We start from the raw sequence: 23,680 nt of genomic DNA, 5'->3' as shown, positions 1-23,680 counted from the left end.
ATGCCACGATGCTCCGGTGCATACCACGCTGTATGTGTAGGAGCTGGCTTGCCAGCGAAGGCGTCCTCAAACCCGATACAAAACTCAAGACCGCCTTCGCCGGCAAGCCGGCTCCTGCAGGTCCCGTGCAATGCCACGATGGTCCGCTGCAATACCACGCTGTATGTGTAGGCGCTGGCTTGCCTGCGAAGAGGCCCTCGAGCTCGATATAAGAATCAAGGCCGCCGGCAATCCTCAGAACATCCCCTTGAGGTACCTGCGAATCTGTCGATAGCGTGCACAACTGTCGAGCAGACCAGGTTGGGGGCGGGCATTGTGAGCCTGGGCCTGTTGCGGGCTGCAAGGCAAACCGCGGATGTGTGCCAAGGGTTGTTCATTACCACACGGCCACTGCAACGCATCCGGGCGCAGACGCCACACCGGCACGCCATGGGCCTCGGCACCGGCCTGCAGGTCAGCTGATTCACAGGCATGCCACACCAACAACTTGCCGGTTTCGCGAGCTACCGTCGGGATCAGTTCGGCGTTATCGCGAGCGAACGTCAACTCCCCCCAGCGGCTGTTGAGCAACGAACGCATCGCCGACCGCTCGCGCCGCGGCACCCCAATCACCGTCACGCTGCCGGCAAACTGGCTGTCCTGCTGTTTTTGCCGGGCCAGTTGTCGGGCCACGGTCATGACGTCGCAGCGCTGGTCGGTCAACGGATCGACATAACGGCAATAGCGGATGTACGCGGCCGCCACCAATTGCTCCAGAGTCGGTCGGGCCTGGCGGCGGGGGATGGCCAGGCGGTCATCGGTCAAGCCCCAGCCTGCATAGAACGGCAGGCCGAAACAGGTCACCGGGATGCCCTGGATCAAGGCTTCGAGCCCGGCTTGGCTGGTGCCCACATAAACCCGCCGGGCCCGGCGCGCCAGGGAGGCCCAGGACACATGACGACTCTCAAGCACCAGGCCGCGCTCGCGTGCGGCATCGAGCAGGCAGCTTTTCTTGTGGCCGCTCACGCAGTCCGGGTGGATCCGCACCCGCACATCCGCCTCGGGGTTTTCCGCGAGGGCCGCGTCGAGCATGCGGATGAAATCCGCCTCACACAGCCCGCCACCGGGAATCGAAAAGTCGCCGTAGGTCTGATCCACCACCAGCACCAACGGCCGATCCTGCCCCAGCGGATCGTCATCGCTCAAGTCTGGCGCATTGTTGTACTTGCCGATGCCGCTGCTGCGCATCAGCGCAATCAGTTCCTGCGCGGTGGCCAGGTCCGCCGCGCTCAGGGTATGGGGCACCTGCAGGATGTTTTCCAGCAGCGACGGCCGATCGGCCAGGTAATGAATGCCGATCGGGTCGACCACCATCGACATCGGCGTATCGCCTTCCACCCCCAGCGACGAAGAACGCAAGAAGCCGTCCTCCAGCGCCACATAGGGAATCCCCCAACGCTTGCACAATACCCGCGCATGGTCGGACGAACTTTTGTAGCCGATCCCGGATATCGCCTTCAACCCCGCCGGCCGCTGTAGTCCGCGTCGCCACAGCCACTTTGGCGGCCCCTCAGGGTCGAGAAACTCGCCCAGGTGAAAGACTTTCCACATCACCCATTGCGACATGATGCCCACCCAGCCGGGACCTTCCACCAGGGACTCAAGGGCGACGGGTCGATGCATTTCGTGGGCACTCATGGGCGGGGCGACAACAGACGGCGCAGGTTGATCACGGTGGGAATCGGCATCAGGCGGCTGAGCCAGCTCATGGTGCGTATCGACACGAAACCGTGGTGGGCATAAAACGCCCGGGCGGCAAGGTTTTTCGCCTGCACTTCCAGCTCGATTTTTTCATGCTCGCTGTCCAGCGCCCGCGCACACACCGCCTGCAGCAAGGCGCTGGCGACACCTTGGCGGCGGTCGACTTTGTGAACGCGCAAGCCGTACAGGTAAAACCCGTAGTACCACTCGCGGCACTCGCTGATCATGAACAGCCCGTAGCGCAGCGTGCCGCCCAAACGGCCGAACTCCCGTACGAAGGGCCGAAGGCCTGGTGAAAACGGCCCGCGTCGATGGTGTTTGAACGTCGCATAGCCGACGGCGCCATCACTGCGATAGGCAAGCAACACCCGGTCCCAATTGATCCCGTCCGCCAACAGGCGGTGTCGGCAATCCTCGTCGCCGAGGATGAACTTCAGCGAGCCGCGCCCCGAGGTGATCCAGCGTGCAATCGCAGGCGTGCGCTCCGATGTATTCGAGGCGAGGACGATCTGCACCGGCTCACGCTGCATCGCGTGCCGACGCCAGGTGATCGATAAACGCCTTGGCCAGGTGCTCGACGCCCAGGTTCGCAGGGGCGCTGGCGCCATGCGTGGTATTGGACCAGATGAAGTACTCGGTATCGCCATCCGGCTCACCCAGGGCGGCATAGACGTCGGGCAGGATCGGCACATGGTCACCGAAGAAACACAGCCCGGTCGGCGTGCCGCGCGCCAGCATGTGCTCGCGCAACTGGCCGAGCATGCGGTCGGCGTTGCCCAGGTGGCGCACGTACGGGGCGAGGTCGCGCAGGTCATCAGGCAAAGGGCGGTCGAACCATTGTCCGAGATCGTCCGCCGCGACGCTTTCCAGGTGCAACGGCCCGTGGTTCTCCATGGTGATGGCATGGATGTACAACGGCTGCGTGCGGCCCGGGGCATCGAGCAGTTCGCGGATCTTGTCGGCCACCGCGCAGTCACCGATAAACGGCCCGGCCTTCTGCTGCTCGGTGAAGCTGCGCACGTCGATGAATTCGTCGAAGCCCAGTGCCGGCAATACCTTGTCTCGACCGTAGAAACTGCCCACATAAGGATGCACGCACACCGTGCGGTAACCACGGCTTTTCAGTTCCAGGGCGATGCTGGCAACGCCCTGGCGCGCCAGGTGGCGATAGGGGTTGAAGCGGTGTACGCCGAGTTGGTCGACCTTGATGCCGGTCAGGAAGGCGAACTCGGTCCGCACCGTATTCGCCCCCCAGGCCGCCACCTGCAACCGGCCCTGGGCCAGCGCTTCAGCGCGCAAGGTGTCGAACTGGCTGAGGACCTGCCCACGAATGCCGGGCCACACGCGGCGCGCATCGAAAAACGATTCGCTCTGCACCGACACCAGGTCCGCCAGGACGGTATCGGCCATGGGGCGCGCCTCCTCGCCAAGGAACGGCGAGTTCAACGACGCCAGCGCCACAGGACGCCGGGCAGCAAAAAAGTACGTCCACAAACTGCCCGCCAGGCCCCAGCGACCCAGGTCGAGGGCGGCGTCGAACGTCGGTTGCAGCGGCTTCAACCCGCCCAGCCAGAGCAGCGCCAGGCCACCGAGCAAGGTGCCGGTCGCCACGGCGCGGGCGTTGGCGCCGACCGGTTCGAAATACAGCCCGCAACCCAGATAGATGACAAACAACACCGCCAGGCCAATGGCCTTGCCGATACCGAAAAACGGCAGGTACAGGCGCGGATAACGCACCGCATCGCTGAAGTATTCGAAGTCGGCGCAGACGAAGGGCTCGCGCAACGAATGGTATTTGGCATTGCTCACCAGCACGATCAACAGCCACAGGGCCAGCACGTTCACTCCGCTGAACCAGGCGCGACCGGTGATCAGGTACAGCAAGCCGACGGCGAACGCCCAGGCGCCGGCATGCAGCAGCCAGGCGCGCAGCGGGCGACGCCAGCCGGGGCAGGGCACCAGCAGTTTTTCGAAGGCACACGACAGGACAAACCCGAGCACAAGCACCAGGCCAAACGCACTACTCAACACATCAGGCACCGTAATCCAGCCACCGCAAAATGATCGACGACAGCCGTGGCGGGATAACCCCCAGGGCCCAGCATCCGAGGTTCAGCGGGAACGGAAAACTGATCCGCGCCTGGTTCGCCGCCAGGCCACGCTGGATTCTTCGCGCGGCTTTGTCCGGGGCCCAGAGCAAGGGTTTGGGCCCGGGCATTTCAAAGCACATTTTCGACTCGACATAGCCGGGCATGATCACATTGACCTGCACGCCGTCCGCCGCCACCAGGTCGCGCATGGCTTCGCCGTAGGCCTTGATCGCCGCCTTGCTGGCGCTGTAGCTCGGGGTGGCGGGCAGCCCGCGCCAGCCGGCCAGGGAACTGAACAGGGCGATCTGCCCGGACTTGCGCGCGCGCATGAACGGCAACGCCGCCTGCACCGTGGCCAGGGCCGCCAGCACATTGATTTCGATCAGCGCCTGGGACAACTCCCAGATTTCACCCTCGCCATTGTCGCCGGTGGAGGTGTTGACCCCGGCGCCGACGATGATCAGGTCCGGCGCCTCGCTCACGCTGATCTCGCCAATCCACCGCCGCAAGGCTTCCAGGTCCTGGACGTCGAGCGGCTGCAGCAACACCCGGGCACCCAGGGCGCGGCATTGCGCGGCCATTTCTTCCAGGCGGTCCAGGCGTCGGCCTTGCAGGATCAAGGTCACCCCCGGCGCCGCATAGGCAGGCGCCAGGGCACCACCGATGCCGCCTGTGGCACCGGTGATGAGAATGCAGCGTGGAGACTTGTGCAGCGTCATAGGTACTGTTCGATCTTCGAGGTTTTGGCCATCAACACTTCCAGGGAATTATTCACCGCCATGTCGATGCCACAGCGGGTATAGAAGCCGCCGTTGACCTGGGTGGTATGAATCACCGTGCTGCGAAAGCGTTGAAAGAGCGTGGAGTCAGGTGGTTCCGGGTGATCCCAGAACGCGTCGAGGCCGCCCTGGTGGGTCAGCCCCTTGAGGTTGTAGATCGGGTCGCTGAGGGCGATGGTCGGCACGTTGTGCATCAGCGACGAGCCGCCCACGGTGCTGTTGACCGTGACCACGCCGGCGACGTGGGACAGCAGCGTCGGCATGTGCCCGCTTTCGAGGAAGTCCACGCGATCGGCGATGCCCAGCTTGTGGGCAATGCGCCGGGTGATGCGCTGGTAATTGATGATGCCGGGGGTCAGCGGATGGTTCTTCACCACCAGCCGCGTATCGCCGGCGGCATGGCGGGCGAACGAGCCCATTACGTGCTTGAGCACATCCTTCATGTGGCGGAACGGCGAGTGATCGCGGATCTGCGCATCGCTGTCCAGCTGCAGGGGCAAGAGGAAGGTGCGGTGACGATTGCGCGCCACCTCACTGATCACCTCGGAATCGCGACCCTTGGCATTGAGCAGGCGAATGCCCTGGCGAATGTAGCCCGCATACTCCACCGCCGCGTTGAACGGCGCGTGAGTCTTGTAATGCGGGAACACCACTTTGTTCAACGCGCCGCCGACGTGGTACATCACGTCGTGCAGGGCCCGGGAGGCAAAGGACAGGCGGAACTCGTTGCCATTGTGATAACGCGGGATGTACTTGCCCACCTCGCGATACCACTCCGGATCCCGCGGCAGCAGCGAGTGATTGTTCACGCCGTTGCGCTCAAGGGTGATCCAGTAGGGGCGGAAGTAGCCTTCCTCGAACACGTGCACGCGGATCCCCAGCGACTTGGCCAGCGTCACCGCCGGTTGATGCACCGGCCGGCAGTCGCCGAACAGCACCACGTCGGTGATGTGCTCCGCCTTGAAGCAGTGGCTGTAGAAGTCCGCCAGTTGCTCGGGGCGCGCCGAATAAAACACCCGCGCACCGCTGCCGTACAGGGTATCGCCCATGTTGAAGCTGACGGACTTGACCCGCTGTCCTTCGTTGCGCAAGGCCTGGGCCAGGCGCGCGAAAAACGGCGAACTGACGCCCTGCAAAAACAGGAACGAGTTGCGCGGCTTGACCGGCACCGGACGCAGAGAGCGTTGACGGGGAACTAGGATTTCCTGAGGCGTGGTTTCAAAACCGTAAGGAGCAAACGCTGAATCATCTCTCGCCATGTTGGAGTTCTTCCTTGCGTTGGTACTTCATCCCAGTTCTGGATCTCGATTAGCGTTCGTTCAGGAGTAGTAAATTTTCGGGTGATGCGGCTGACATAGGTCGGGTAGCGGATCAGCGTCGCGGCCACCAACTCGTCCAGGCTCAGGCGCCGGGTGCGGCGCGCCTGGACGTCCGGGCTTAAATCACGATCCTCGGTCAAGCCCCAACCGGCATAGAACGGCTGGCCGTAAGTGGTCACCGGCACGCCGCGCAACAAAGCTTCGAAGCCTGATTGCGAAGTCAGCACATGCACCTCGTCGACCTCGGACAACAGTGAGTGGAACGGCACATCACCCACCACCTGGTTGCACCAGTCGCTGGTGCGTTCTTCGTCTACGCCGGCCTCGCGGGTACCGGCCAATACTTCCGGGTGCGGCTTGTACAACAGCCACGCCATCGGATGACGCTCGCGCACTGCCTTGAGCAAATCCAGGTTGCGGCGGATCCGGTGCGCGCCATAACGAATCGACGCGTCGGACTCCACCTGGCCCGGCACCAGAATCACCCGCTCGACACCGGCAGGGCGTTTCCACGGCGTGCCGGGCAGGTTGTACTTGGTCACGCCCGCCGCGCAGATCGCTTCACGCAAGGCCGCTGCCCGCTGCAACAAGCCCGGTGCACAGGGCTCGTTTTGCAAGATGTGTTCCAGACGCGAAGGGCGGGTGGCGTCGTAGTAAATGCCCAAGTCGTCGAACACCCAGGACAAGGGGCGGGTTTTCTTTGCGCCCAGGCCGACGGAGCGCAGGAAGCCGTCTTCGACGCGGCCGAGGTGGCGGGTGTTGTTCTGTTCGGCAACGGCTGAATCGTGCTGGCAGCCCCAGGTCACCACCGCTGTCGGGGTCTTCGAACGTCTGGAAGGCCGGGCAAACTGAGCGGATGAGCCGTTGAAAAAGTCCTGCACCAGCGGCTGTTTCCACTTGCTGAAGCCGACCATGTGCAGGTTTTGCGGTAAACGACTGCGCATCCGTCGCTGCAAACCCAACCACGCCAGCACGGTCTCCACTTGGCATGGCGCGCCCGTCTCCGGGTCGACGTAACGCGGGTATTCCACCAACGCGGCATGCAGCAATTGCTCAAGACTGACGGGCTGACGTCGCTCAGGCGCGGGCAACGCATCCACGGTTAGGCCCCAGCCCGCAAAGAACGGCATGCCAAAAGTGTGCACCGGCACGTTCCACAACAGGGCATCGAAGCCCAGTTGCGAAGTCATCACGTACACCGCCTGCACGGCCGAGAGCAGCTCGGCGGGGTGCACGTTATCGCTGATCACCTGCACCCGTGGCTGCTTGCGCAACGCCGCCAGATCAAAGTGCCCCTGCTTGCGCCCGGCCACCACGTCCGGGTGCACCTTGACCACCACCGTGCACTGCGGGTGACGGGCCAGCGCGGCGTCAAGCATGCGCTGGAAATCGGTGGCACTAGCGCCTTGCAACGAGGCATCGCCGCGGGTCTGATCGGCCACCAGCACGCAAGGCTGCGGCAACACACAGGCCTCGATCCGCGCGCCGTTGTACTTGGATACACGCTCCTCACACCAACTTGCCTGCAAGGCACGCGCTCGCAACACCTGGGCTTGGGTCAGCGGCAGGGGAATCAGTTGTTCGAGGCGAGAAGGGCTGCTGGCGTCGTAATAGATGCCCAGCGGGTCGACGACCAGCGACAGCGGCGGGTCTTCCGCCCCCAGGCCCACCGAACGCAAAAAACCGTCTTCGACCGTAATCAGCTGCAACCCGGCAGCGTCGGCAGCCGCCTTGGCACGCAACGCGCTGGGTTTGCGTCCCCACGCCAACACGTCATCGGCCCGGGCAATGTCGCCCACAGCTCCACACAGCAGCCGATACTCAGGCAGCAAGGCGGGGAGGGTAGGGATCTGTTGCGCACCTTTAGACAGAATCAGCAAAGAGCGACGCGGTGGAGCAGCATTGTCCATAAAAAACAGCGGGTATCCATGACGGGCGCACTCTTCGCTCAGGCATGCATCAATGCGTGTGCCTGGAGGAAATGCTCAATGAAATTTGGCTCGAATGATAATACAAACAGATGGTAACCATTCACAAAAGTACGAAGAAACTGACGACTTTTTCACATAAATGGAGATTCCATCAAACACCTGCAGACCCTCCACTCAACGGCCCGATGAGCGGCATACCTGTAGCTAACAGCGCGATTGACAACCGCAAATAAACCAATCAAACGGCTTACACACCCTTGTAGGAGCTGGCTTGCCAGCGAAGGCGTCCACCCAGCCAACCATCTCACCCAGATTCACACATCTCCTCAAGAAACATCCGACAAACTTTTCAGGTTGTCCCTAGGAAGCAGCATCTCTAGCCTTTGTCCGCCGCTGCCAAATCAGTGGCCAGGCTTGGAACCCTGACGCGTAAACGACGCAAAAACGCCTTTCATGACGTATGCTTGCGCACTTTCAATGTGTGCACTCCGTTATGGTGGCTGTGCGCGGGAGACCTTAGCGTCTGCCGGGTATTCCGTTTTCCCCGGGTTCCAACCTGCGTACAGCTGCCTCCCTTCGCTTGGAACCGAATGGCGCAGCAATTACCTTCAAACGGAGCTCCACCATGCCCAAACCTTCCCCCAATCCCCCCGAACCTCAAATCGACCCCCACCTGAAACCCGCGATCCTCAAATCCAGCGCGCCTCACAATCCCAGCACGATGTTCCTAATAGCCCCGGGTATCGACACCGAAACGTTGCTGGCGCACGCCTGCGAATCCCTGGCGTCCGCCAGTGTCATGGCCACTGATTTCGCAACATTCGTGGATGGGCCACAGCGCAGCATGTTGCTGGGTATCCAGCAGGTGATCATGCTGGCCGACATGGCGGTGAATCGCGCGCTGGATAATCTCGACCCGCAAGGGTGATCAAGCACGCAAAGCCTCAGGCATGAGGACGCCCTCCCGACAATGACCCCCCTTGTAGGAGCTGGCTTGCCAGCGAAGGCGTCCTCATCCCAAACAACGAACTTGCGTATCGACTCGCCTAACGGCCCGAAATCAACGGCAGCGCCAACAAATACTCATACTTCTGAAGCAACAGCTCCAGCTTACCCCGTCGCTGATAGTCAGCAATGGTCTTGGGCCGCAGGAAATGCCAGAGGGAATTCTGCAGAAAAAAGTAATTCAAGTTGCGCAACGCCTGCTGCTGGTCGATTCGAGTGTCCAGAGCCTCTAGATAGGTCGCCAGGAACTCCTCGCGCACTGTGACAAAGCGTTCCATGTCGCTGCGCCTGAACACCGCACTCAGGTAGGAGCCACCGTCGAATCCAACACGCCCGACCTTGAACTCGCTCCAGTCGATCATTTGCAGACCTTGGGGCGACAGGAAAAAATTCTTGCGCAAATAATCCATATGACAAAAACAGCGCTGACTGTTTTTTGCCCCATTGGCTGCACGGCGCAACATCGGCCGCAACGCGCGAAGTCGGCGGGGCAGGTCGGCAAAACGGTCATCGTCTCGGGCCAACTCTTCAAGGGTGTGCAAATAACGCTCGTAATTGAAGCGCGAACGCAGCAGATACCACGGCCGAAAAAAATCCATGGTCCAGAACTTGGGTGCCTGCCACCAAGGCGCGAAGCCAAGATAACGACTGGACAGGGCCTCGATCTCGGCAATGCCCGGCGCCACGGTCTTTGCGATAGACGACATGGCTGGCGGACGGCCTTGTACGTATCCGGTAAAAATCAGGCTTTCCAACGGCGTTTCAATCACGCCCAGGCAAGGTGGGTGCTTGAAGTGAACGCTTGCGTTGAGCACGTTGCGCTCTCGATAAAAGCGTGACTCCAAACTGGTGATAAAAAGCGTTTTGCGAATCGACTTCTCGATCACATCCTGCGTTGCGCCGGTGGCGAGATCGGTCAGCCGATGATGACGCACGTAGCTGACGAACGAGGCATTGGACGCCAGGTCGGTGGTGACAATGCTGAACCCGTCAGCCCGATACCCTGGCAGGAGAAAGCTCAAGCGCTTTTCCAGTGTGGCGTGGCTTAACCAAAATACAGTCCTGCCGCTGGCGAGTGTTGCGGTGTTTGATTCGGTACCCATGCGTTCCAACTGTAAACAATCATCCATTTTTGCCTGACACAGCAGTGAAGGCGGCACGATCCATACCCACTTTCTGTAACAGTTGACCAGAAGGGGCGCGATAGTACGGATTCCAATCAGTGATTGCCAATTATCTGGCGCGCAACGCGATGCTTTTGGGAAATTTCCTACAGACGGAAGTCCAATGACGTTCCATGACTAGCATTGAGCCGTTACCATACGCGCCTTCAAAATCAAGGAACGATAAGGTCCCCCCATGAATCACCTCCCAATTGCCAAAGAAGCGCTCTTTGCCCAGGCGCAAGCAATCAGTCAGCTGGCGGAGCGCCTGGATGGCGAATTCCAGCGTGCAGTAGAACTGATTCTCGGTTGCAAAGGTCGCACCGTCGTGTGCGGCATGGGTAAATCCGGTCTGATCGGGCAAAAGATGGTCGCGACCTTCGCCTCCACCGGCACCCCGAGTTTCTTCCTGCACCCGGCTGAAGCCTTCCACGGCGACCTGGGCATGCTCAAGCCGATCGACGTGCTGATCCTCATCAGCTACAGCGGCGAGACAGAAGAACTGATCAAGCTGATTCCAAGCCTGAAGTCCTTCGGCAACAAAATCATCGCTATGACCGGCAACGGAAAGTCGACCCTGGCCAAGCACGCGGATATCTGGCTGGACATCTCCGTCGAGCGAGAAGTGTGCCCAAACAACCTGGCGCCGACCACCTCCACTTTGGCGACCATGGCCATGGGCGATGCCCTGGCGGTGGCCTTGATCGAAGCCATTCAATTCAAGCCGATGGACTTCGCCCGCTACCACCCCGGTGGCAGCCTGGGTCGTAAGCTGCTGACCCGCGTCAGCGACGTCATGCACACGCCAGCACCCATCGTCACTCCGGCCACCAGCTTTCACGACTGCTTGCTGGTGATGACCCAAAGTCGCATGGGCCTGACCGTGGTCATGGAGGAGGGCGCACTGGTCGGTATTGTCACCGACGGCGACCTGCGTCGTGCACTGCTGGAAAACGAAGGCGTGATCCACACCACCGTCGCCCACTTCATGACCGCCAACCCTCACACCATCAAGGATGATTCGCAGCTGTCGGAAGCGGAAGCCTACATGCTCGACAACAAGATCCGTGCCTTGGCCGTTACCAATAGCGAAAACGCTGTCGTAGGCGTGGTCGAAATCTTCGACTGATACTGCCAGCCACCTGGAACCGCAAACTCCTACGACCCCACGGGATCCCTGTAGGAGCTGGCTTGCCAGCGAAAGCGCCCGAAAGGGCGCCATCGACATCAGCTGTTACTACCCATCGGGCGTGAAAGCGCTGCGTCCCGCGTAGCCAAAATGTCGATCTGCACAAACGAAAACGGGGCCCAACATCGGCCCCGTATTTCTTTTCCATGAATGACTCGTCGGCTTACTGCGCCATCTTCGCCATCACCTGCGCATAACCCGCCGCAGTGCCCAGTACCGCATCCTTGCCTTGAGCAAACAGAATACTGTCCGCCACTTCACGGAACGCACCGGTACCGCCGGCTGCATCCAATACGTGGGTGGCAGCAGCTTTCACATACACTGGCGCATCCGCCACTGCAAACGACAAGGCGCACGCCGCGAAAGCCGGCAGGTCGATGCAGTCGTCACCAATGCATGCCGTTTGCGCGGCGCTGACACCGGCTTCAGCCATCAACTGGTTGCAGGCCGCCTGCTTGTCCTTCACGCCGAACTGGCAGAGGGTAATGCCCAGGTCAGCCACGCGCTTGCGCAGAGTCGCCGAATCACGCCCCGACAACACCGCCACCCGCACGCCGTTTTCTTCCAGCAACCGCATGCCCATGCCATCACGCACATGGAAACGCTTCAGGCATTCACCCGTGGCGTCGTAGTAGATGCCGCCGTCAGTGAGCACGCCATCCACATCGGTAATCACCAGGCGAATGTCGTTGAGAGTCGGTTGTGGCGCAGGGGCCAGCCCGCTCATCAGCGCCCGCACTTGCTCCAGGCATTCTGGGGTGTCCACGCCCGGGCCGGTCGGTTCGACCTGGTACGCCCGAATGCAATAACCCGCTGCCATCAGCCTCAGTTGCTCGAGTTTCTCCGCATGCTCCAGCATCGGCTGTGGCAGGCTGCTGTAGTCGGCCAGCACATCGCGACGATAACCATAGACACCGACATGCTTGAGGTAGTGCGCGACTTCGCCGTCTCGTGGGTACGGAATCGGCGAACGGCTGAAGTACAACGCGTTCCCGTTATTGGCCAACACCACTTTTACGGTGTTGGGGTTGCCGGCTTCGTGCGCTTCGATCGGGTGGCACAAAGTACCGACCTTCACGTTCGCATCAGCGAGCATGCCCGCAGCCAGCGCCTCGATGTCCGCTGGACGCACCAGCGGCTCATCGCCTTGCAGGTTGATGTAGATATCCGCGTCGATCAGCGCCATGACTTCGGCCAGGCGGTCGGTACCGGACGGGTGATCCGGCGAGGTCATCACGCATTCCCCACCGAACGCTCGCACCGCTTTTGCAACGCGCTCGTCGTCGGTGGCGATCACCACCACATGAGCATTGCCGACTTGCAGGGCGCGTTCGTAAACGTGTTGCACCATCGGCTTGCCGGCAATATCAGCCAGCGGCTTGCCCGGCAGGCGGGTCGAACCGTAGCGGGCCGGAATGACAATCGCGACCCGTTGTTCTGTACTTGCCATCTTCACAATCCTTGTTTCAACAGACTTGGCTTCAGGCAATGTTCAGTGGCGGGAACGATTTGACCAGGTCATCCAGTGCCTTGATCTGCGCCAGGAACGGCTCCAGTTGATCCAGCGGCAGGGCGCTTGGACCGTCGCACTTGGCTTGGTCCGGGTTCGGGTGAGCTTCCAGGAACAGCCCGGCCAGGCCAACACCCATACCGGCACGTGCCAGTTCAACGACCTGCTCACGGCGACCACCCGATGCTGCGCCCGACGGATCACGCTGTTGCAGTGCGTGGGTAACGTCGAAAATGATCGGCAGGTTCGCGCAGGTACGCTTCATCACGCCGAAACCCAGCATGTCCACAACCAGGTTGTCATAACCCAGGCAGGTGCCGCGATCGCACAGAATCAACTGGTCGTTACCGGCTTCCTTGAACTTGTGCACGATGTTCTGCACTTGCGAAGGGCTCAGGAACTGAGGTTTCTTGATGTTCACGGGCTTGCCGGTTTTGGCCAGAGCCACTACCAGATCGGTCTGACGGGCCAGGAATGCAGGCAGTTGCAGCACATCGACCACTTCAGCGACAGGTGCGCACTGTTCAATTTCGTGCACGTCGGTAATCACCGGCACACCGAACTCAGCTTTAACCGCTTCGAAAATACGCAGGCCTTCTTCCATGCCAGGGCCACGATAGGAGTGGATGGACGAACGATTGGCTTTATCGAAGCTGGCCTTGAAGACATAAGGAATGCCCAGTTTATCGGTGACACGCACGTACTCGGCGCAGGCGGTCAGGGCTAGGTCCAGGGATTCAAGGACGTTGATGCCGCCAAAAAGGACGAAGGGAGAGGTATTAGAGCATTCTATCGTTGGAGTGATTTTGATCATTTTTAAACCTAATATGCTTCCATAGCAAAAATCGAGCGGAGGTTAACGAAAAGGAGGAGTCAACCTCATGAAAACTTCAACTCGTAATCAGAGAACTTCTCTTGAGCGGCCTTAACATTTTTATCATAATTTAACTCTAGAATGTTTTTCTCGGGAACTGGACGTTTTACGATGTCCGCAATTTTCGCTAGATTGTCGAAATATTCAGGCCTGGAATAGTTTAGCTTGCATGCCCATTCAGCGTGATCAAACGCCTGCTCGTTCATACCTACTTTCGTATAAACGTGTGAAAGCTGAACATGGGCGATAGATCGATGAGGGCGTAACTTAACCGCGTTCCAGCAAGATTTTATCGCCTTGTCGAAATTCCCGAGCTTCAGGTTCACGGCGCCGAGATTCATCCACGCTTCCCAGAATCCTGGAGTATGTGATGTCATCTGCTCGAGTGTTTCAAGTGCACCATTCATATCGTTGTTTCGGAAATTAGCGATGCCCTGAAGGTACTGAATTAAAGGGCTGTCTAGTGCAATCAGAGGTTGCGATTTTATGCGCTTTCCAATTTCCTGCCAGTTTTTTTCAACAAGTAGATTGTTTAACTCCCACAGGAAATGAACGATTTTGTCATCCCCTGCGTCGCCTGCAGCATACTCGAAGTTACTGATTTTGTTACCTTGAACCAAGTCATTAAAAACGATGTTCAAGCGTTGCTTTCGACTAAGAAAGTCTGGACTATCATGTTGCGACTCTTTGATGCAGATGATATCAGCGCGCTTTCGCTTGTGGAGTAACCATGCGCCGAGAATATCGTTGATGTCCATTCCGCCATAGTAGACGGTGGTGGGGGGGAGGTGAAGACTTGTTAAGTCTGGGTAGACGTATTGCAAATGGTTCCGAGTGATATCGGTCTTTCCGCCAGGTACACCGAGGATAGGTTCAACGCCGAAGGCTAGAACTTGGTCGGCTTTAGCCATAGAACCGTATAACAAGGCCCCGTATGCGCCCATGCTGCTACCAGTCATTACGAGTCGCTTGGCACCTACTTCATTCTTGAAATCTTGGATGGATTTAACGGCGCCTCTAATTCCGCCTGAAATACCAGGTACTCCAGCTCGATACCACTGAGGTACGTCGCTATTGAGGAAAATAACATGAGAGTCGAGCGCGTTTCCGGCTTTCCAGAAAGTAAACTTTGGTGGGCGATCATTTCTGGCGGCAAAAATAACAGTTACTGTATCCGCCCCTTTGCATTCGATAAACTGAAAATGACTTGAAGATTTAATTATAGATTTATTCATTTTTTATCATGGTTGGAGGCGAGTTGCTCTCGGCTCTGACAGAAGTATTCGCGTAACTTCTATCAGCCGAGTATGCGCAACTCGTGCTGCGCATACCCGATTTTAGTTATTTACTGCCGAAGGCTGATAGATAGACTTTGTCTTTCAATGAGAGTTTTGAACTCCAAATTCCACCATTTGCCTTCAAGAATTTTATTGCAACATGGTTTTTGCCTTCTGACGTAACTAGGCTAATCAACTCTTGATCAATCGTACAGCTTCTATCGGGGAACGCGATTGAAGAAAGAGCGTGCAAGAATTGTGATCGATGCAGCGATTTTACTGATTTATAGCTTTTTTCGCCAGTGTACGCAGGAGGCGCAGCAGGTTTGGGTTGGGCCTGCGTTGGTTTCGGGTTCGATGGGGTCTGGTTCGCCGCTGGCGCTGGAGCCTTCGGAGCCGCTGATTTTGCGGGAGCTTCCGCCTTAGGGGTCGAGGTAGCGGCCTTAACAATAGGGGCGGTTGCTTTGACTATTGCAGTTGTGATGTTTTTTACGTTAGTCGCAGCGGCAGACACAGCGTTTGTCGGTTTTGCGTTTTTCTTAACGAGCGTCAAGCCTTCTTTCCAGATGTCTTTTTCATTCGCTCCGCGTGGAGAAAGGATGTACGTGTTGTCAGCTCCTGCGAATGCGTTGTCGAAAACAAGTCCTCTCAAAATCTCAAGGTCAATGTTCTCTGGGTATGAGAAGAACTGGGTCATTAAGTAAGTGGCCGAGTTACTTTCCAGTTTTATAGTGGCGTCAAGGGGTTCGATTTTCTGAATCCACAGGTCACTAAAGTTCAGTACGCCGTTATGAATGGCTCTGATTTTCGCCTTGTGCATGTCACTTTCAAATTCTTCGCGCTCAAGATATACCTGGCCGTCAATCAATTTGTACGCACTAAGACTGCCTAATGGCTCATTAATTATCGTTTCGATTATCAAGTTGTGAGAAATAAGCGGGGTGCAGGTCTTATGCCTCACATTCATGTTATTGAATAGGTAGGCTTTCGCGTCTGGATAAGGATCATTGCCCATCTCTCCATTGTAAGTCATGAAGAACAGTGGAATGAACTTGTTTGAGAAGTATTCGGACACGACGGAGTGTGCCGAACCTTTATAGCCAAAGTCGACGGCAACAACATCGTCAGCGCCATTTACGTCGTTTTCTTCGAGGTAAGCTCTGAATGCATCTTTAGAAACGCCGTTTACATCGTCCCATGCTTTCCAGTCATCTTTAAGATATTCATGAACCAACCCGTAGATTGCGCCAAGGGTGGTGTCTTTGATCAAAGTCTGTACGCCGTCAATATTCCACTTCTTAAGATGCTTTTCACCGACGCGACTGGCATCAATTCGGAATCGACTGCTGAGAAGCTCCGCCAGCGTCTGATGGCGAGAGAAATCGTCAATTCGTACCTTGAAGCAATCATCGGGCTGATGAAGGTTCAGGCATGTCAGTGCCTTTCTCGAAACCGCCAGATAGACTGGTTGCAGGTCGCGATACTTTTCGATGCTTTGTACGAGCCTTTTAGCAACTTCATATGGCAGGAAGCAGTCACGGGCAAAAAATAGTACTTTTTTACATTTTTTCTCAAGTGCGTTGTCGAGAATCCACTTCGTAAATTCATAGATAACAGGACCTATCGCCAAGAAACCAAACTCTCCAGGCGTCGAAAACAGATCACGTTTTTCCTTTGCGCTGTCTACGGGCTTGTCGCCGGCCACCAATAGCGCATCGTAGTATTCTTCTGCGTACAAGTTGGCCGCAGTGCGCAAGTAAAAGCTTTGATCGAAGACAGTAAGGTCAATTTTGCGATTTTTAAACACCTGATTGATGCGCTCTCGGGTTGAGAGTATTTTGGTTGGGAATATGGAGTTATTAATGGCGCGCAGAAAATCGCCTGTAGAGTTGTCGCCAATGTGGAGAATAGACTCAGGTTTTATGTCGAGGTCGGCGATAACATGCTTGAATAGATTCCCTGAGTGTTTCTTCAAGCCTATCTCAGAAGATACGTACAACTTCTCATGTTCGACGTATCCGGCTTGGGTGATTGCCTCGTTCACAAAAGATTCGGTATGAGTGAAGTCGGAAATGAGAAGGACGCGCTTTCCTTTCGCGATAGCGACGTCGTAAAGAGCTTTACCGAGCGAACGAGCTTCAAGAACGGAAAATTCAACCTCCTGCTCAATATTTAGCAACCGATCGGCGAGGTCTGCGTGCAGTCCGAATGCTGCCAGCATGCGTTGGTAAATTTCAAAGCTATAAAATTCTTCATTTTTTTCAGCGTAAACGTCTGTTGAGTGATGAAGCTGGTCATATTCCTTGCGTAGTTGGCGCTCGAAGCCGACACGCAATTCTGGGAACCGCTTAACAATGACTGTCGGAAGTAAGTCTTTGTGTTCGTTTTCCAGTTTTTTCTGGATGAGTACAAATACGTCTTCCGGCTTGAATACGGTTCTTCTCAGCAGGGTGTCAAAAATATCGAACGAAACAACATCGTATTTTTCGATGCGATCAATCAGGCTGCGAAGCGAATTCTTCTTGCTGCTGATGATTCCACCCATTTTTTTGATTTGGTTATCCGCTCCGCTGAACGGAGAGTAAGACAGATAATCTTTGTATAGGTTTGCAGGTCGTGGAAGTGCGGATAGTACGTCAATAGCGGAGTCACTTTTACGTTCGTCCAAGCCGACAAGGATGGCTTTAAAGTAATCCACATCGTTAAGTAATTTTTCGACGAGAATATTTTGACGGCAAAACAGTGAAGCGATAAGGCTTTCGTCCGGTTTGCGTGCGTCGTCCTCATATCCGGAGGAAATGTAAGAAAGATGAGACGTGGAAGGAGAAATTAACTTCTTTTCGTGCAAAAGTGCTTGGAAGCCAAGAGTGCTGGATACGGTGATGACGCTATCTGCCCATGGAGCAATGTATTGAGAGATATTATCCAGTTTCTCAAATTCAGTGCTGTATAGGAAATTCTGGTACAGGTTTCGGATGTATCCAAGATTTCGGTTGTTCAGGGTCTTTTCAGATACAAGACTCCCGATATATTGGGTGGCAATCACCCCAACGTTTTTTGGTGCTTTTTCTAATACGTCGGTCAAGAATTCAAACTGATCTTTGTACTTGCAATTCTCATAAAAACCAAAATAGCCTGAGATTTGCATTGGGACCAGCCAATACTTTTCAAATTTGCGGGCAGGATCAACCAGGTCCAGAATTACGTCTTTCACATCGGTGTCGTAATTAAAGTAATGGCTGTACAGATCGCGAATTTTCAGGAATTCGTTGGTGTCGCCCAATGCGTCGAAGTTTTGCGAATCATCGTAATTCTTAAGGAATGAACTGGCATACAAGCCCACCGGGTCCACGCTAATGGTTTTCGGATAAGGTGGGCGCATGTATGCCCCGGGCATGATGTCCAACACCAATGCCTTCGGAAATATTCTTCTGAATAGGGTTGTTGGGAATTCCCAGCAAAAAATTACGTCTGGCTGCCAGTCTCCAAACAACTTTTTGAAATACTGGACGTACCGCTCTTCTTTCTCGCCATATGCATCATTGTAGCTTTCAAGCAGGAAATCGTCCCCTAGGCCGAACAGGCTCGCGTACTCCTTGCCTCTTACAACAAAACTATTCTTTGCATTGATTTCAGTAATCTTGCTTTTTCGGTTGAGCAGGTCGAGCGTGTGAGAACCAAGCAAAAACTTGCATTCGCCTCCAGTGGCTTTTTCAAAAACCTTGCTGAATGGCAAAAGATAGGTCGCATACGAGCCTACCCGGAACTCGGGCAAGCCCATGTCGATACCAAAGTTTGACATGAATAAAGCTTTCTGGAAGCGCATCTTTCATCCTGAAGAGTATCGGTCCGTGAACGTAGTAGCTTATTGAGCGTTCGTGAGGTCAGCGGGCGCTCAATGGTTCGGACATGGGTTAATAAAGGTTCTACATTTCGTTAGCTTGCTTGCGAAAGCCTGTTAACAGGCGAGCGTAAGTCAAGCTAACTGGGTCGCACGTTTTTCTTGCTCAAAGCATTACTTGTAGGCGCCCGTGGCGCGTCCCAACAGCATTGTCTGTACGACTGGCGAGATAACCTTTTGCCACTCGTAGATCGCTGCGTTGGTCACATAGATGGTGTCATCCGGCTTGATCATGATCTGGCGGGCGTAGAAAACCGCTGCCGGATCACGCATGTCCAGTCGTAGTACTGTCGGTTTCGGGTTGGTACCCTCTCCCATGCGGAACACGAAAACACCTTCGGGGTTTGCGTTGGCTTCTCGCAGGCCGCCGACACTACCCAGCGCGTCCAAGAGGCTGGTGTTTTGGCTCGGTAGGTCTTTCAGTCCTGGCTCGCCAACTGCACCCATTGCGACGAAGCGCTGACGAGCACGGTCCAGCACCACTTCCGAGTTTGGGCGTAGCACCATGTTGTTGCCAGCCAGTACATCTTCATAGTTGAACTGTTGAACCTGGCTGCCAGTGCGCACGGTAACGTTGACCAAGTGCGGCTCCATCACGGGGCCGCCGGCCTGATTTACGGCGTCGAGCAGTGTCAGAGGGCCTTGCAGCGTACTGAAGCGGCCTGGAGATTTGACCGCACCTGCGACCAGAACAGAGCCCGACAAATCGCCAACCAGTTCGACATGGGTCTGCACGTCGGTGGTCACGCCTTTCAGCTGTTTGCGGATCATGTTCTCAACTTCGTTGAGCGTCATGCCGGCGACGAACTGGCGCCCGACGTAGGGCAGGGAGATCATGCCCTGGTCGTCGATACGGGTCTTGAGCTGAGTGCCGCCAGTGGACAGCGGGGCGAACAGTGCCGAGCCTTCGGGGGCGTTGTCGGTAATCAGTACGTTGAGAATGTCACCGGCCATCAGTCGCGCAGAGGGAGCGACTGGCTTAGCGATGCTCGATTGAATCGGGCGTACTGCACCACGCATGTATGGGGCGATGGTGTTGGCGTTGATTTCGACCAAGTTGTACGGCTGGTTTTTGCTTTCGATATCGCCCTTGTACGGGCCGGCGCCCGACAAGGTGCCACCGCATCCGGCCAGACCCAGGGTTGCCAGGGCTATTGCTGCCAGTGTCAGGTTGAACTTGTGGGAGACTACAAGGGATTTAATCACGGTGATCCTCGATCGAAGCCAGGATGAAGCGGGTTATGCCGTACAGCATGAGCAGGGCAAGCAAAATGGTTGCCAGGTTGTAAAGGCGCTCTGGGTACAGGGCCAGTTGGGGGCTGTTCGGGCTCACCACGGTGACCAGGGTGCGGATTTTCTTGCTGGCCTCGATGCGGGCATTGTCGAGGGCGGCGACTGCGGTCTTGTAGCTTTCTTCAGCGATGCCGGCGTCCAGGGTCAACTGCTGGAAGCGCGAGGCGACAACGTTCAGCTGGGAGCCGTCGGGCGACGAGACCAACAGGCGTTTTTCCTTGGCCAGTTGCTGGGTGATGGCGCTGACCTTCTGCTTTTGCTGTTTGACCTGCGGCGAATCAGGCAGCAACTTGTAAAGCATTTCGGTGAGCACGGCCTGTTCTTTGGTGTACTGGCCTTCGAGGTCGGCAATGATGGTGGCGCGGCTTTGAGCAGTGTTGCCGCCATCCAGGACCTTGTTGTCATTCTGGAAGTCGATCAGTTCGGTTTTGCGCTCGGCATAGTTTGTACGTGCCGTTTGCAGCTCGCCCGTGGCGAAATTCATTTGCTCGCGGGCAATGCTGTGGCTGACTTCGTTGACGAAATGTTCGCTGGCTTCAAGGATGGCGCGCAGCATCTGCTCCGACAATTCCGGAGTAAAGGCTTGTACCTCGACCCGTAGCAGGCCGGTGGTTTCGTCGTAGTGGGCGGAAACCATGCGCTGGTAGTACTCGAGCAGGTCCTCACGCTCGGCGTCCTTGTCCAACCAGAAGAAAATATCGTTGCGTTGGGCGGCGTACTGCTCGATCCAGTGCAGGCGTTCTTCCAGCAGCAACATCATGTCCATCGACACAATGTATTCGCGCAGGTAGAGGGTTTCCTCTCGGGAGGCTGGGTTGGTGCCGGTCAGCAAGGTGGCCAGCCCAGGCATCGCGGCGTTCTGGTTGCCGCCATCCTGGCGGACCACCACCTGGGCGGAGCTGACATAACGGTCGATGGCGAACATGCCGTAGTAGATGGCCGCCAAGGCCAGTGGCAGAACCACCAAGCCAATTGCCAGGCGCCAGCCCTTGAGTTTACCCATACTGCTCATATGTGATGCATCCTTGAAGTGGAACGGTGCTGCGATATAAGGGGGGATTGATTAGGTGTTGTAGGCCTTGATGCCTTCGGCGACGTCGTCGTAAATCTGGACACCGCCATCGCGCACCAGTAGCACGACGTCACAGAGCTTTTGGATTTCTGGCATGCTGTGGGAAACCAGCACTACCTTGGATTTCTTCAGGCGCTCTTCGAATACTTCAGCGCATTTGCGCTTGAACTGGGCATCACCCACCGACATCACTTCGTCGATCAGGTAGTAATCGAAATCGAAGGCCATGCTCAGGCCGAACGCCAGGCGCGAACGCATGCCGGAGGAGTAGGTCTTTACCGGTTCATCAATCCAGCTGCCGATCTCGGCAAAGTCTTCGACGTAGGCGACCTTTGCACGCATGGCTTCGCCGACCGCACCGTATACGCGGCTGACGAACTTGATGTTTTCGCGACCGGTCATGCTGCCCTGGAAACCGCCGGACAAACCGACGGGCCAAGAGATGCTCTTGTTGGTGGCAATGGTGCCGGAGTCCGGCACATCGGCACCGCCCAACAGGCGAACCAGGGTCGATTTACCCGCGCCATTACGCCCGATCAGGCCGATGTTTTTATCGGCGGGGATCTTCAGTGACAGGTCACGGAAAACATGGCGACGCCCTTTGGGGGTCAGGTACGACTTGGTGATATTTCTGAGCTCGAACACGGTAAGCCTGCGGTTAGCCGTTCTTGGTGGAGATCAAATGCAGCCGACGAACCCGGTACGTGCCGAGCGATACGAACAGCAAAACCAGGGTGACAGCGACTACGTACTCAATAGAGACGCCATCGACGGGCACGTAGTAGGGGAAGATCTCGGCGCGGATCAGTTCCAGCAAGTGCAGGAATGGGTTGAGCAATAACAGAGGCAGCATCGCGTGAGGCAGATAGGCCGCGGGTATCAGCACGCCGGAAATGAAATACAGCGGGAAGAACATCATGCGGATGAATATCTTGGCGCCCGGAATCGCATGGGCAATCAAGGCCAGCAGCATGCCCAGCCCGAAGGCAAACAGTAGGCCCAGCAGGATAGTCAGTACCCATTGGATAGGTGCCTTGACCGACATGTCGAAACCATACCAGGCAAAGCCAAATACCAGGATGGCGTAGACCAGGGCGGAAATGCTGAATTCCACCAGGACGCGGGCGATGAAGGTGTCGAGGGGTTTGATCTGCTTGTAGGCAAACAGCGAGCGGTTTTCCTTGGGGCTGTCCATCAAGCGCAATGCTGTGTTGCGAAAGAGTAGGAACGGAGCAAGTCCAACCAGTACGAAGACTGGAAATTCGAGGCCGGCTACCGTTCTGCCGCGAACCAGCGCAAACAGGACGCTCAAGACTAGAAGGTGAGCAATCGGTTCTAGCAGTGTCCACACCGCGCCCAATCGGCTCGCGCCTATACGCGCGCGCGCTTCGCGCAATACCAAGGCGAAAATGACGGACTTTTTGATTTGCAGGGAGGAGCGGGGCTTCAGCATGATTTACCGCACAGCACAACACCGCGATAAACGCGTTGCTTGAATTCATATTCAGAGGACTATCTGCCAATGTGGGGCAGATCGCTTCCATTCGTGGGGCGGGAGGTTAAACGCTCGGCCTGACAGGAGTCAAGCCGCATAGTTCCCTACCGATAATCGGCTGTATTTGCCATCGGGGAGGGCATTTTGTCGGGGTTTGACCGGTCGATCAGGACTGGGGTTTTTTCGATGAATGATGGCTCAGGTGGCCATCATTGGGTAAGTGAACAGGCTGAAGTGCAGCAGATTCAAACCGAAGTGGGTGGCGATGGCAGTGGCCAGTCCGCCGAATCGATAGGCCAGTCCGTAGCCAGCACCTGCCGAGGTCGCCAGTAATACCCATTCCCAGCCGGCACCCCAATGGGCCAGGCCGAATAATAAAGAAGCGATCAGCAGGGCGAGGTGTTCGCCGTAGGGAAGGTGTTCGAGGCGTCGGCTCAGGCCTCCTTGCAGGTAACCCCGAAACAGCGCTTCTTCAACTAATGTCACCAGCAGCAGATTATTGTTTATCCACAGCCACGCTTGCGGCGGCCATTTCGGTGACCACTCGACGATTCCCAGCAGGCATGCTCCCCCCAGCGTGAGAATTGCCGTCAGGCTCAGGGACAGTGCGCCTGCCTTTAAGGCTTGCAACAACGAGTGGCGGCCGATGATCCATGGGCATATGAGCAGCAGCCAGAAGCCTATCAACGGTTTATCCAGATTGAGGTTCATCGAGAAGGGCGCGGCGTTTTCGGTAAAGCGTTCCTGGTCGATCATCCTGGCGTTCTGGAAACCCGGCCACCAATGTAAAGCCAGGGTGAGGGCCAGGAGGATGAATAGGGCATGGCCTAGATAGCGGCCATAGCGCACGTGTTGTTGCTGGGCGGCAAGTCCGGCGAGCAGCAGCAGGATGATGGGAATGCTCGCCAGGGCGGTGATTTGCCCGTAGGTGAGCGCCAGGACATAGCCGGCAGAGAGGAGTGTCAGGTAGGGCCAGGGCATTACGAGCATGAACATTTCCTTGTTTCAGGTGAGCTCGCTTTAATGTTGGGCATTTAGGCAG

At 56.8% G+C, this 23,680-nt stretch carries 18 protein-coding genes; 2 read left to right on the top strand and 16 right to left on the bottom strand.

Features of this window, described 5'->3' with window-relative positions; translation table 11 throughout:
* Positions 1 to 234 precede the first annotated feature (234 nt).
* From NQL71_RS09605 to NQL71_RS09580, 6 genes are read right to left on the bottom strand one after another with little or no spacing between them, the layout of a single operon-like run.
* Positions 235 to 1,662, bottom strand: a complete 1,428-nt coding sequence (locus NQL71_RS09605) for a capsular polysaccharide export protein, LipB/KpsS family (RefSeq protein WP_077183965.1) — start codon at positions 1,660 to 1,662, stop codon at positions 235 to 237.
* An 11-nt stretch (positions 1,663 to 1,673) separates the two neighbouring features.
* Complete coding sequence (locus tag NQL71_RS09600) at positions 1,674 to 2,270, bottom strand: GNAT family N-acetyltransferase (RefSeq protein ID WP_046819479.1); 597 nt, start codon at positions 2,268 to 2,270, stop codon at positions 1,674 to 1,676.
* Entirely contained in the window at positions 2,260 to 3,768 is a 1,509-nt protein-coding gene (locus tag NQL71_RS09595; RefSeq protein ID WP_248686291.1) for an LTA synthase family protein, read from the bottom strand. Before NQL71_RS09595 ends, NQL71_RS09600 begins: the two co-directional genes overlap by 11 nt.
* A 4-nt stretch (positions 3,769 to 3,772) precedes the next feature.
* Complete coding sequence (locus tag NQL71_RS09590) at positions 3,773 to 4,549, bottom strand: SDR family NAD(P)-dependent oxidoreductase (protein WP_077183963.1); 777 nt, start codon at positions 4,547 to 4,549, stop codon at positions 3,773 to 3,775.
* Positions 4,546 to 5,868 carry a capsule polysaccharide biogenesis protein gene (locus NQL71_RS09585; RefSeq protein ID WP_077183962.1) on the bottom strand — a complete coding sequence of 441 codons (1,323 nt, stop codon included), beginning with the start codon at positions 5,866 to 5,868 and terminating at the stop codon, positions 4,546 to 4,548. Before NQL71_RS09585 ends, NQL71_RS09590 begins: the two co-directional genes overlap by 4 nt.
* Positions 5,805 to 7,838, bottom strand: a complete 2,034-nt coding sequence (locus NQL71_RS09580; RefSeq protein WP_274642568.1) for a capsule polysaccharide biogenesis protein — start codon at positions 7,836 to 7,838, stop codon at positions 5,805 to 5,807. The genes NQL71_RS09585 and NQL71_RS09580 overlap by 64 nt, the downstream gene beginning before the upstream one ends.
* A 646-nt stretch (positions 7,839 to 8,484) precedes the next feature.
* Between NQL71_RS09580 and NQL71_RS09575 the strand changes: the two genes are divergently transcribed.
* Positions 8,485 to 8,787 carry a DUF6124 family protein gene (locus tag NQL71_RS09575; protein ID WP_248686287.1) on the top strand — a complete coding sequence of 101 codons (303 nt, stop codon included), beginning with the start codon at positions 8,485 to 8,487 and terminating at the stop codon, positions 8,785 to 8,787.
* Between the two features lie 118 nt (positions 8,788 to 8,905).
* Here NQL71_RS09575 and NQL71_RS09570 read toward each other — a convergent pair whose 3' ends face one another.
* Positions 8,906 to 9,886, bottom strand: coding sequence for a phosphotransferase family protein (locus tag NQL71_RS09570; protein WP_274642567.1), 981 nt, complete (start codon positions 9,884 to 9,886; stop codon positions 8,906 to 8,908).
* Between the two features lie 337 nt (positions 9,887 to 10,223).
* On the opposite strand from NQL71_RS09570, the gene NQL71_RS09565 reads away from it, so the two are divergent.
* Positions 10,224 to 11,156, top strand: coding sequence for a KpsF/GutQ family sugar-phosphate isomerase (locus NQL71_RS09565; RefSeq protein ID WP_274642566.1), 933 nt, complete (start codon positions 10,224 to 10,226; stop codon positions 11,154 to 11,156).
* 223 nt (positions 11,157 to 11,379) lie between these two features.
* Here NQL71_RS09565 and kdsB read toward each other — a convergent pair whose 3' ends face one another.
* From kdsB to NQL71_RS09520, 9 genes are all read right to left on the bottom strand, one after another.
* Positions 11,380 to 12,666: a 3-deoxy-manno-octulosonate cytidylyltransferase gene (gene kdsB / locus NQL71_RS09560; RefSeq protein ID WP_274642565.1), complete on the bottom strand. Its 1,287-nt coding sequence runs from the start codon at positions 12,664 to 12,666 to the stop codon at positions 11,380 to 11,382.
* Between the two features lie 31 nt (positions 12,667 to 12,697).
* Complete coding sequence (gene kdsA, locus NQL71_RS09555) at positions 12,698 to 13,540, bottom strand: 3-deoxy-8-phosphooctulonate synthase (protein ID WP_248686283.1); 843 nt, start codon at positions 13,538 to 13,540, stop codon at positions 12,698 to 12,700.
* A gap of 65 nt (positions 13,541 to 13,605) precedes the next feature.
* Positions 13,606 to 14,835 (bottom strand): tetratricopeptide repeat protein, encoded by a 1,230-nt coding sequence (locus NQL71_RS09550; RefSeq protein WP_248686282.1) that lies wholly within the window; start codon positions 14,833 to 14,835, stop codon positions 13,606 to 13,608.
* 106 nt (positions 14,836 to 14,941) lie between these two features.
* Positions 14,942 to 18,703 (bottom strand): HAD-IA family hydrolase, encoded by a 3,762-nt coding sequence (locus NQL71_RS09545; RefSeq protein WP_248686281.1) that lies wholly within the window; start codon positions 18,701 to 18,703, stop codon positions 14,942 to 14,944.
* Positions 18,704 to 18,892: 189 nt separating this feature from the next.
* Positions 18,893 to 19,984 (bottom strand): polysaccharide biosynthesis/export family protein, encoded by a 1,092-nt coding sequence (locus NQL71_RS09540; protein ID WP_248686280.1) that lies wholly within the window; start codon positions 19,982 to 19,984, stop codon positions 18,893 to 18,895.
* The gene (locus tag NQL71_RS09535; RefSeq protein ID WP_248686279.1) at positions 19,977 to 21,083 is read right to left on the bottom strand and encodes a KpsE/RkpR family capsule polysaccharide export protein; all 1,107 of its coding nucleotides are present in this window, start codon (positions 21,081 to 21,083) and stop codon (positions 19,977 to 19,979) included. The genes NQL71_RS09540 and NQL71_RS09535 overlap by 8 nt, the downstream gene beginning before the upstream one ends.
* Before the next feature lie 51 nt (positions 21,084 to 21,134).
* Positions 21,135 to 21,788: an ABC transporter ATP-binding protein gene (locus NQL71_RS09530; RefSeq protein ID WP_248686278.1), complete on the bottom strand. Its 654-nt coding sequence runs from the start codon at positions 21,786 to 21,788 to the stop codon at positions 21,135 to 21,137.
* A 13-nt stretch (positions 21,789 to 21,801) separates the two neighbouring features.
* Positions 21,802 to 22,596 carry an ABC transporter permease gene (locus NQL71_RS09525; RefSeq protein WP_248686277.1) on the bottom strand — a complete coding sequence of 265 codons (795 nt, stop codon included), beginning with the start codon at positions 22,594 to 22,596 and terminating at the stop codon, positions 21,802 to 21,804.
* A 240-nt stretch (positions 22,597 to 22,836) separates the two neighbouring features.
* Positions 22,837 to 23,628, bottom strand: a complete 792-nt coding sequence (locus NQL71_RS09520; RefSeq protein ID WP_248686276.1) for a CPBP family intramembrane glutamic endopeptidase — start codon at positions 23,626 to 23,628, stop codon at positions 22,837 to 22,839.
* Between the last annotated feature and the right edge of the window lie 52 nt (positions 23,629 to 23,680).

The organism is Pseudomonas serbica (assembly GCF_028823535.1).
GTDB lineage: Bacteria > Pseudomonadota > Gammaproteobacteria > Pseudomonadales > Pseudomonadaceae > Aquipseudomonas > Aquipseudomonas serbica.
Note: the sequence above shows the minus strand (reverse complement) of the source record. Positions and strands in the feature narration are given on the sequence as shown.

What these genes read in the sequence shown, in the direction of transcription:
- NQL71_RS09605 (WP_077183965.1), bottom strand. Translation starts at nt 1,662, where the DNA reads ATGCATCGACCCGTCGCCCTTGAGTCCCTGGTGGAAGGTCCCGGCTGG.
- kdsB (WP_274642565.1), bottom strand. Translation starts at nt 12,666, where the DNA reads ATGGCAAGTACAGAACAACGGGTCGCGATTGTCATTCCGGCCCGCTAC.
- NQL71_RS09535 (WP_248686279.1), bottom strand. Translation starts at nt 21,083, where the DNA reads ATGAGCAGTATGGGTAAACTCAAGGGCTGGCGCCTGGCAATTGGCTTG.
- NQL71_RS09590 (WP_077183963.1), bottom strand. Translation starts at nt 4,549, where the DNA reads ATGACGCTGCACAAGTCTCCACGCTGCATTCTCATCACCGGTGCCACA.
- NQL71_RS09545 (WP_248686281.1), bottom strand. Translation starts at nt 18,703, where the DNA reads ATGCGCTTCCAGAAAGCTTTATTCATGTCAAACTTTGGTATCGACATG.
- NQL71_RS09520 (WP_248686276.1), bottom strand. Translation starts at nt 23,628, where the DNA reads ATGCTCGTAATGCCCTGGCCCTACCTGACACTCCTCTCTGCCGGCTAT.
- NQL71_RS09575 (WP_248686287.1), top strand. Translation starts at nt 8,485, where the DNA reads ATGCCCAAACCTTCCCCCAATCCCCCCGAACCTCAAATCGACCCCCAC.
- NQL71_RS09585 (WP_077183962.1), bottom strand. Translation starts at nt 5,868, where the DNA reads ATGGCGAGAGATGATTCAGCGTTTGCTCCTTACGGTTTTGAAACCACG.
- NQL71_RS09600 (WP_046819479.1), bottom strand. Translation starts at nt 2,270, where the DNA reads ATGCAGCGTGAGCCGGTGCAGATCGTCCTCGCCTCGAATACATCGGAG.
- NQL71_RS09580 (WP_274642568.1), bottom strand. Translation starts at nt 7,838, where the DNA reads ATGGACAATGCTGCTCCACCGCGTCGCTCTTTGCTGATTCTGTCTAAA.
- NQL71_RS09525 (WP_248686277.1), bottom strand. Translation starts at nt 22,596, where the DNA reads ATGCTGAAGCCCCGCTCCTCCCTGCAAATCAAAAAGTCCGTCATTTTC.
- NQL71_RS09565 (WP_274642566.1), top strand. Translation starts at nt 10,224, where the DNA reads ATGAATCACCTCCCAATTGCCAAAGAAGCGCTCTTTGCCCAGGCGCAA.
- kdsA (WP_248686283.1), bottom strand. Translation starts at nt 13,540, where the DNA reads ATGATCAAAATCACTCCAACGATAGAATGCTCTAATACCTCTCCCTTC.
- NQL71_RS09550 (WP_248686282.1), bottom strand. Translation starts at nt 14,835, where the DNA reads ATGAATAAATCTATAATTAAATCTTCAAGTCATTTTCAGTTTATCGAA.